Annotated in this window: 5 protein-coding genes; 2 read left to right on the top strand and 3 right to left on the bottom strand. The window is 72.4% G+C overall.

Translation table 11 applies throughout. The features are described 5' to 3' along the window. Positions 1 to 176: 176 nt before the first annotated feature. Positions 177 to 800 carry a TetR/AcrR family transcriptional regulator gene (locus D471_RS0112175; RefSeq protein WP_017598871.1) on the bottom strand — a complete coding sequence of 208 codons (624 nt, stop codon included), beginning with the start codon at positions 798 to 800 and terminating at the stop codon, positions 177 to 179. Positions 801 to 861: 61 nt separating this feature from the next. On the opposite strand from D471_RS0112175, the gene D471_RS0112170 reads away from it, so the two are divergent. Beyond that, positions 862 to 2,274 carry an aldehyde dehydrogenase family protein gene (locus D471_RS0112170; protein ID WP_017598870.1) on the top strand — a complete coding sequence of 471 codons (1,413 nt, stop codon included), beginning with the start codon at positions 862 to 864 and terminating at the stop codon, positions 2,272 to 2,274. Between the two features lie 62 nt (positions 2,275 to 2,336). Here the strand turns inward: D471_RS0112170 and D471_RS0112165 are convergent, their stop codons facing one another. Together D471_RS0112165 and D471_RS0112160 are read right to left on the bottom strand one after the other, a co-directional pair. Continuing rightward, positions 2,337 to 3,911, bottom strand: coding sequence for a polysaccharide deacetylase family protein (locus tag D471_RS0112165; RefSeq protein WP_017598869.1), 1,575 nt, complete (start codon positions 3,909 to 3,911; stop codon positions 2,337 to 2,339). Positions 3,912 to 3,969: 58 nt separating this feature from the next. Beyond that, positions 3,970 to 5,034, bottom strand: coding sequence for a hypothetical protein (locus D471_RS0112160; RefSeq protein WP_017598868.1), 1,065 nt, complete (start codon positions 5,032 to 5,034; stop codon positions 3,970 to 3,972). A gap of 195 nt (positions 5,035 to 5,229) precedes the next feature. On the opposite strand from D471_RS0112160, the gene amaB reads away from it, so the two are divergent. Further along, positions 5,230 to 6,698, top strand: a 1,469-nt coding sequence (amaB, locus tag D471_RS0112155; protein ID WP_017598867.1) for an L-piperidine-6-carboxylate dehydrogenase, incomplete at its 3' end; no start/stop codon positions are given.

Raw genomic sequence — 6,698 nt, 5'->3', positions numbered from 1 at the left:
TCGCAGCCGATGAGCCGGAACGGACTCCCCGCCGCGTCCCCGGGGGCGACGAACAGGTCCTCGGCGTCCGCGCACCGCCCCCACAGCTGCGGCGGCCCCTTCCAGGAACGGCGCGTCAGCGCGTACCCCACCGGGAACGGCCGGTTCCAGGTGGCCCACGCCCGGTCGACCACCGGCTACCCCTGCGCGCCCAGGGCGCGCATCAGGTACGGCAGCAGTCGGTCGGCCATGTCCGCGCCCGGGTCGGCCCCGGGCACGTGCGGGATGAGGAACGTGTGCGTGACCATCGGGCCGATCACCATCTCGCCGACCACCACCGGGTCCGCCACGGGCGCGATCTCTCCGCGTTCGGCGGCCCGTTCCAACAGCGCCGCCACCCGGTTCTGCAGCGGCATCACGAACGCGTCGAACAGCACGTCCGCCAGCGCCCGGTTGTGCGCGGCCTCGCCCACGACCGCCCGCAGCAGCCGCCCCGAGGGGCCGTCGAGCGCCCGGGCCTTGTCGTGCAGCACCCGGCTCAGGTCCGATTCCAGGCTCCCCGTGTCCAGGTCGGGCCCCAGGTCCTCGGCCCAGGCCTGGGCGGCCCCCACCACCAGGTGTTCCTTCGACCGCCAGCGCCGGTACAGCGTGGCCGTGGAGACTCCGGCCCGTTTGGCGACCGCGGCCGTGGTCAGGCCGCTGTACCCGTGCAGCTGGAGTTCGGTGAGCGTGGCGTCCATCAGCGCGCGGTCCCGGGCGGCGTCCCGTGGCCGCCCCCGTGCGGGGGCGGCGGACGCTTCGGGCAGATGGTCCGTGGTCATGCCCGGAATCCTATGCGAGCCGACCTGTTGGAAACGAAACAGTTTCGTTTAGTATCAGCCCATGACCGACATCCACGCCCCCAGCGAACCGCTGACCGACACCTCCGCGATCCCCGGGATCGTCGACCGCCTGCGCACCGCCTTCGCCGACGGTCGCACCAAACCCCTCACCTGGCGCCGCGACCAGCTGCGCGCCCTGCGCCGCCTGCTCACCGAGGAGCGCCCCGCCCTGGAGAGGGCACTCAAGGCCGACCTGGGCAAGAGCCCGGTCGAGGCACACACCACCGAGATCGGATTCGTGGTCAACGAGATCGACCACACCCTCAGACACCTGGCGTCGTGGCTGCGCCCCCAGCGGGTCTCCGTGCCGATGGCGCTCGCCCCGGCCAGGGCGCGCCGGGTCCGCGAACCCCTGGGCACCGTTTTGATCATCGCGCCGTGGAACTATCCGGTGAACCTGTCCCTGGCGCCGCTGGTCGGCGCCATCGCGGCCGGGAACACCGCCCTGGTCAAGCCCAGCGAGCTCGCCCCCGCCACCTCCGCCGTCCTGGCCGAGCTGTTGCCCCGTTACCTGGACGCCGAGGCGATCGCGGTCGTCGAGGGCGGTATCCCCGAGAGCACCACCCTGCTCGAACAGCACTTCGACCACATCTTCTACACCGGCAACGGTGCCGTCGCCCGCATCGTCATGGCCGCGGCCGTCAAACACCTGACCCCCGTCACCCTGGAGCTGGGCGGCAAGAGCCCCGTCATCGTCGAACCCGGCGTCGACCTGGCCGCCACCGCCCGCCGCCTGGCTTGGGGCAAGTACACCAACGCCGGACAGACGTGTGTGGCCCCCGACTACGTCCTGGCCGTCGGCGACACCGCCGACGAACTGGAGCGCGAGCTGGCCGCCGCCATCACCGAGATGTTCGGCGACGACCCCCGCACCAGCCCCGACTACGGCCGGATCATCAACGAACGCCACTTCGACCGGCTCACCGCCCTGCTCGGCTCCGGCACCGTCGTCGCCGGGGGCGACCACGACCGCGACGCCCTCTACCTCGCCCCGACCGTCCTCGGCGGCGTCACCGCCGACACCCCGGTCATGGCCGAGGAGATCTTCGGCCCCGTCCTGCCCGTCGTGCGGGTCCCCGACCTGGACGCGGCCATCGCCTTCGTCAACGAGCGCGACAAGCCCCTGGCCCTGTACGCGTTCACCGACTCGGAGGAGACCAAGCGCCGACTGACCACCCAGACCTCCTCCGGGGCGCTGGCCTTCGGTCTGCCGATCGCCCACCTGGCCGTTCCCGACCTGCCCTTCGGCGGCGTCGGTGAGAGCGGCATGGGCGCCTACCACGCGGCGGCCTCCATCGACACCTTCTCGCACACCAAGTCGGTGCTCGACAAGTCCCTGCTCCTGGACACCATGCGGGTCGCCTACGCGCCCATCACCGACCTCAAGGAGCGCGTCCTGCGCCGCATGCTCTGACCCGGTCCGGCCGCGCGGCCCCGACGACCGCGCGGCCCGGAGCCCGCCCCGGGCCGCGCGTCTCATTCGTGCCGGGCGTCGGTGTACACGTCGCCGGGCTCCAGCCCCGCCTCGAACAGTTCGGTGACCGTCACGAAGTGGAACCCCTGGCGGTGCAGTTCGTCCAGGACGTCCGGGATCGCCCGGACGGACGACTCGTGGATGTCGTGGAAGAGCACCACGCTGCCGGACGTGCTGTGCGAGATCGCGTGCTCGGCGACCTCGTCGGTGTTCCGGCTGCGCCAGTCCAACGTGTCCACATCCCACAGGATGATCGGCAGGCCGACCGTTTCGCGCACGGTCCCGTTCAACGCGCCGTAGGGCGGCCGCATGGACGGCGGGTCCACACCGATCACGTCGCGCACCGCCGCGTTGGTGCGCGCCATGTCCGCCTCGATGTCCTTGGCCGACATGCCGCTCAGGTCGTCGTGCTCCCACGTGTGGTTGCCCAGCTCGTGCCCCTCGGCGGCCATTCGCTCCAGGGCCTCGGGGAACTCCTCCACCAGAGAACCCAGGACGTAGAAGGTCGCTTGGGCGTCGTATTCGGCGAGGGTGTCCATGAGCGCGTCGGTGTGCTCACCGGGGCCGTCGTCGAAGGTCAGCGCCACGCACTTGAGCCGCTCGCAGTCCAGGGTGCCGCCCTCGGCGGACGGCCCCTCCTCGAGGAAGACGTCCGGGTCGGGACCCGACAGCGCCGCCTCGCGGGCGTGGAAGCCCAACTCGGACAGGAGCTCCTCGGCCTGCTGCGGCTCCACCGGAAGCATCACGTCCGAGACCTGGCCGGCCCCGGGCACCTGCGTGGGATCCATACGCACGGTCAGCCCGCCCGCCGTGCTGAACGCGACGTCCTCCAGGGGCGACCCGGACCACGCGTCCGCGACCTCCCGCGCCCGCTCGGCGTCGAACGCTCCGGACGGCGCGCCGTCCCGGGCCGCTCCGGCCCCCGCGGCTCCGGCGGTGTCGGGCGAGGACTCGTCCCCCTCGGCCTCCTCCACGGCCCCGGGCTCCTCCGCGGCGCGCAGGGCGGCCTCGCCGACCACCCCGGGGAGGTCGGCGAGGGGCAGGTGGTAGTCCTCCCGCAGCACGTCGGCCAGGAGGACGTGAACGCGTTCGACGGCCTCCTCGTCACGGAACAGGGCCGTCCACGGCAGGACCGCCCCGCTGCCGGCGTCGAACCACAGCGTGGAGGACTCCCGGCTCTCCCTCATGCCCGCCGTGGACACGGCGGTCAGCCTCGTTCCGACGACCTCCTGGGACGCGGCGAGCAGGGACACGTCCTGCCGCAGTTCGGGGCGCCCGCTTCCGGACAACTCCTCCAGGAACGCGGTCTGCCGCGCGGCCATGACGGTGCGCACCTCCTCGGTGAGCGGGTGGCCCGCGCCCAGGAGCGGGTAGCGGTAGCCGACCACGCTGTGGTCGGTCTCCACCACGTGCTCGCCGACGGCCGCCCCCGGCACGTCGGAGAACGGGAGGCTGATCGCCTCGGCATGGGGCAGCCTGTGCTCGGCGGCGTGGCAGCCGGGGACCAGCAGGAGTCCCAGGGCCACACCGGCGGTTACGTTGCGTCGCAGTGAGGTGACAGCCACGACAGGGACCATATCGAAAATCCCGCCCGGATTAGCCGTAACGCGACACGCCTGGCAGGGGTGTCACGAATCAGTCGACCACGGCCGCCACGATCTCCCGGAGCCGTGCCAGCACCTCCGTGTGCTCGGCCGGTGCCGTCGTCCGGGGCAGGTGCACGTGGCCCGCGGGGATCGACCGGCCCGAACGGTCACGCAACAGGGTGTTGCGGTAGGCGATCTCGTTGGACAGGTAGTCCCCGCCGCCGCCCGCGCGGGCGGCCGATCCCTCCGTGGGGCCCTGTGGGCGGCGGACCCCCTCCTTCGACCCCGCCGGAACCTCGACCACCTCGCTGTTGGCCACCACCGGGTAGTGGCCCGCGGCGCGCTCGATGATCCGCTCGAACGGCAGGGAGGAGCGTGTCCACTCGGGCGCCTGCGGGCCCGTCACCGGGGCGCGGCCCGTGGCGGCACGCCCCTCGTTGTCGGTGCCGCCACCACGCCACACGCCGTTCCACACCTCCAGGTCGAACCGGTCGGGACGCCCCCGGCTCAGGGTGACCACCGCGTCGGCGTCGGCGTGGTGGCGGCCCAGGGCCCGCTCCACCACACCCTCGTCGAAGTCCGACCAGCGTACGGGGAAGATCGCGGCACGTACCACGGCGGTGCGCTCGCCCACCGGGAAGGTCCACCCGTGCAGGTCGAGCGCGGCGGCCCCGGAGGGGTTGGAGCACTCCACGTCCTCGTCCAGGTGAAAGGGGTCGAAACCGGTCACCACGATCCGCGCCCAGCGTTCTCCCGGCGGGAAGTCGATGTCGGAGAAGCCCCGAGACTCCCACTCCAACAGCCGCAGCAGGTCCGCGCGCTGACCGTCGCCGAGGGCGAAACCGGGCCGCCAGGCGCGCAGCCGCGCCGAGAGCACCAGACGGGCCCAGTACAGGGGGCGGTCGTCGGTGTCCCCGGACTCCGCGCGCGTCGCCTCGGTCCACAGGCGCGACGCGTGCGCGGCGACCGCCTCCCTGGCCTGGCCGAGGTCGGTACTGGCCGCCAGGTCGGCGGTGAACAGGGGCTCGGCGGCGGCGAACCCGGATCGCGCCAGGATCCGTCCGGGCTGGGGGAGTTCGGCTCGGACCTCTTCGGGGGTGGTGTCGTGCTGCACGGTTCCCTGTCTGTGTCGGGGGGCGGGCGCGATGCGCGGAAAACGGGCCGGTCGAGTGTAACGTCACCGGGCCCGGCGGCTGTGGGGGGACCCACCGCCGTTGTCCACAACCTCGACACCGGGGGTGGACCACCGGCCCCGAAGTTGGCAGTGTGAGAACCGACAGCACGTCCCTCTCAACGGAGAGAGCAACACATGCACACTGGCGCCCTTCCCGACACCGACGTCCTCGCCGACCGCGCGCGGACCGCGTTGGAACGGTGCGGAGTCGACCGCCTGCGCGAGCCGATCGGCGCGGCCGGAGTGGCGAGAACACCCATCACCGGCCAGATCCTCTTCCCCGTCGAGTTCGACACCCCCGCCTCCGCGGAGCGGGCCGTCGGGGCCGCCCACGAGTGCTTCACCGCCACCTGGCGAGACACGCCCGCGCCCGAGCGCGGCAGGCTCGTCCAGCGGTTGGGTGAACTGCTGCGGGAGCACAAGGCGGACCTGGCCGAACTCGTGACGATCGAGGCTGGCAAGATCACCTCCGAGGCCCTCGGCGAGGTCCAGGAGATGATCGACATCTGCGACCTGGCCGTGGGCATGTCCCGACAGTTGTACGGGCGCACCATGCCCTCCGAACGCCCTGGCCACCGCCTGATGGAGACCTGGCACCCCCTGGGCGTGGTCGGCGTGATCACGGCGTTCAACTTCCCCGTCGCCGTGTGGGCCTGGAACACGTGCGTGGCCCTGGTCTGCGGCGACACGGTGGTGTGGAAGCCCTCCGACCTGACCCCGCTCACGGCGCTGGCCTGCCACGGGCTGCTCATGCGCGCCGCCGCCGACGTCGGCGCGCCCTCGGACGTCCACACCGTGGTGCTGGGCGGCCGCGAGGTGGGCGAGGCGCTCGTGGACGACACGCGGGTGGCGCTGCTGTCGGCCACCGGATCGGTCGCCATGGGCCGGACGGTCGGCCCCCGGGTCGCCGCGCGGATGGGCCGGTGCCTGCTGGAGCTGGGCGGCAACAACGCGGCCGTGGTCACCCCGTCGGCCGACCTGGACCTGGTGGTGCGCGGCAGCGTCTTCGCCGCCGCCGGGACGGCCGGGCAGCGGTGCACGACGCTGCGCCGCCTGATCGTGCACGAGGACGTGGCCGACGAGGTCACCGAGCGCATCGTCGACGCCTACAAGCAGCTCCGGGAGCGGATCGGCGATCCGCTCGAGGAGTCGACCCTGGTCGGTCCGCTGATCGGGGAGCGCGGATACTCCGGCATGGTCAAGGCGCTGGACCAGGCCAAGGCCGACGGCGGCGACGTGCTGGTCGGCGGCGGCCGCCGTCTGGAGGAGGCCGGCGCGGACGCCTACTACGTGGACCCCGCCGTGGTGCGGATGCCCGGGCAGGCTGAGATCGTCCAGGAGGAGACCTTCGCGCCGATCCTGTACGTCCTGACGTACCGCACCCTGGACGAGGCGGTGGCGCTGCACAACGGCGTACCCCAGGGGCTGTCGTCGGCGATCTTCACCCAGGATCAGGCTGAGGCCGAGCGCTTCCTGTCCTCGGCGGGTTCGGACTGCGGGATCGTCAACGTCAACATCGGCACCTCCGGCGCTGAGATCGGCGGAGCCTTCGGTGGTGAGAAGGACACCGGAGGCGGACGCGAATCCGGCTCCGACTCCTGGAA

Source organism: Nocardiopsis lucentensis DSM 44048, assembly GCF_000341125.1.
Classification (GTDB): domain Bacteria; phylum Actinomycetota; class Actinomycetes; order Streptosporangiales; family Streptosporangiaceae; genus Nocardiopsis; species Nocardiopsis lucentensis.
Note: the sequence above shows the minus strand (reverse complement) of the source record. Positions and strands in the feature narration are given on the sequence as shown.